This is a genomic window from Streptomyces sp. UNOC14_S4 (assembly GCF_020740835.1).
In the GTDB taxonomy this organism is placed as follows: Bacteria; Actinomycetota; Actinomycetes; order Streptomycetales; family Streptomycetaceae; genus Streptomyces.
In genome coordinates this window covers 1-2,424 of record NZ_JAINFC010000782.1, presented here as the reverse complement: position 1 = coordinate 2,424, position 2,424 = coordinate 1, and the positions used below count along the sequence as shown (strand labels likewise).

Sequence of the window (2,424 nt, the reverse complement as noted above, 5' to 3'; positions counted from 1 at the left end):
CCCCCGGCCGCGCCCGGCAAGACCTGCGGCCTGGTCGAGCCCGGGACCAAGGCCTACAAGGAAGGCGCGGTGAAGTCCTGCGTCGAGATCCGTCCCGGACCGGCCCGGACCGCCCCCAAGCTCCGTATTCCGGTGACGGCTTGCATCGGGGACAAGGGGTACGCCTCGACCCGGCACAGCTACTGCCTGGAAGCCACTGCCGACTACACCCTCTACGGCAAGGACGCCGACACCGGCGCGGAGGTGGAGATCGGCAAGTCCACCATGCACATAGCCCAGCACGCTTCCCTCGAATCGCGGGGGGCGTCCTGGGAGGAGCAGGTGGAAGCCACGGTCGTCCAGGGGACGCCCACCATCGGCGAAATGATCTTCGAGTTCGAGGCCTCGTGCTCGGGCCAGTGCACGCTGGCCAACCGCAGGATGCGCTCGAACATCGGCATTGGCGAAACCAAGAAGGCCGCCTTCACCTTTCAGACCACGGTCGGCAACAACGCACAGACCGAGATCGTGCCGTCCTACCATCTCAGCGCGTACTCCACCAAAGAGAACGACCCCAGCGGGCACCACGAACTCAACAACCGGTGGAACAACCCCAACACGGTGCGCTGCGACCAGGCGGTCAGCAAGGACGCGAACACCGGCTGCATCGTCATGGGGAACATGGCCGATGTGAAGATCTCCATTGCCAAGTACGGTGCTGCGGCCATCACCTACCAGTGGGCGCAGAACACGCTGATCGGCGGCAACTTCGGAACGCCGGGCCACACGCTGATCCGGTTCCGGGACGACGACGGCAAGATCAGGGAACGTAACCGCTACCAGTCCTGCGAGGCCGCCCCGAACCCCTTCAAACCCTTCCTCGTCACGGCGGAGAAAGACTCGTGTGACGAGTTCCCGTTCGCCGCGACCGCGCAGGGCGGAACCAACGGAAACCTGTGCTCGGAGATCCAGCCGTGGTTCAACTCCGCCACCGGCCAGTGGGAAGTCAAGCTGCTCAGGTATCCGGGGCCAATGGTGAACTGCGTCCGCAGTCATGTGCCGATCAGTCAGAACACCGGCGCGGGCAGCGAGTACGGCAACACCGTCCTGTCCGAACGCATCCTCGACGGCGAGAACTTCACCGTCACCATCACCGACTAGATTCCGTCTGACGGTCAGGCACGAAGCCACAGGTGTACGGCCGCAACGGTTACAGTGCCGTAGAAGACATAGGCCCGTTTGTCGAACCTCGTGGCAACCGCCCGGTTGATCTTCAACTTTCCGATCAGCCGCTCCACTTCGTTCCTGCGAACGTAGCGGGCCTTCGAGAGCTGTATGCACGATCGCCGCTCAGGTGGTCCGGGCGGGTGCGCGGGTGCCCGCCCATCGGCCGCGGGACGCGGATGCGCTTCACCCGGCACCTGCCCAGTCCACAGCCGACTTCATTCGGCCCGCTCAGAGGACGACCGGGCGGAGTTCCGGGCCGACGATGTGTGAGGGCGGTGGCGGGCCGGCCTTGTCGTGGAGGAAGTGGGCCGCGTACCAGAGGACCACGTCCTGGCCGTCCACCGATTCGCCGTTGACGAAGGCGTCGATGTCCGCCCGGGTGTCGAGGCGGACCCCGTCATCGATCTCCCCTGCCCGGAAGCGCAGTACCCAGAGGTCGCCGACCCCGTAGGCGTCCGCTGTGCCGTCGTTGGCGCCCGGGACGAGGGAGTACCCGTGCCCGGTGGCCGGGTTGACGACGCGCCACTGGCGGTGCCGGGCGGCATCGCGGCGGCGCCGGGTCTCCCGGCGGATCGGCGTCCACCCGGTGCCGTCGTCGAACTCGTCGACCCGGTTGGGGGAGGCGACCCCGGCGTCCAGGTCCAGCCGCCAGTAAGCGTGATGCGTGTGGGCGAGGCAGGTGCAGGGGTTGGTGACGGCGGCGAAGCCGAAGCGGGGCCGGATCGTCCCGTCGTCGCCGAGCTGCCACTCGGTGATGTACCGGTACCAGCCGGCGGCGAGTTCGCTGACGATGCGCAGGGCGGAGCCGTCGTGGAAGAAGGCGACGCCACGGAAGTTGCCCCGGTCGGTGCCGGTGTCGAGGATCGTGCGCGGCGCCGAGGTGCAGAGGCGGTAGCCGGGACCGGCCGGGTCGGTGCCGGTGGCGTTGAAGCAGACCTCCTCGTTCGCCCAGTCGCGGAACGGGCCGCACCGGTCGCCCGCGTACTTCACGTTGAGGATCGGCACGTGTCCCTGGTAGAGGACGCGGCTGCCCTGGTAGTCGACGAACCGCAGCTCCACGCCCGAGCCGTTGACTCCGGACGAGGTCCGCGGCCGGTTGACCACCAGGTCCCACAGCTCGGTGGCTCCGCGCCGGACACGGACCCGGACGGCCTGGGGGCCGCCCGACGGGTCGGGGCAATTGTCGGAGGCCGGGGTGGTCACGCAGTCCAGGGCCGA

The 2,424-nt window shown here is 67.9% G+C and carries 1 protein-coding gene and 2 pseudogenes; 1 reads left to right on the top strand and 2 read right to left on the bottom strand.

What is annotated here, in order from left to right; genetic code table 11:
* Nucleotides 1-1,140 (top strand): hypothetical protein (locus K6I34_RS35675; protein ID WP_229332180.1); only part of this gene is annotated, 1,140 nt, incomplete at its 5' end.
* A 14-nt stretch (nucleotides 1,141-1,154) separates the two neighbouring features.
* Here the strand turns inward: K6I34_RS35675 and K6I34_RS35670 are convergent.
* Together K6I34_RS35670 and K6I34_RS35665 are read right to left on the bottom strand one after the other, a co-directional pair.
* Nucleotides 1,155-1,393, bottom strand: a pseudogene (locus K6I34_RS35670) (IS5/IS1182 family transposase); the annotation flags it as partial.
* Nucleotides 1,394-1,434: 41 nt separating this feature from the next.
* Nucleotides 1,435-2,424, bottom strand: a pseudogene (locus tag K6I34_RS35665) (hypothetical protein); the annotation flags it as partial.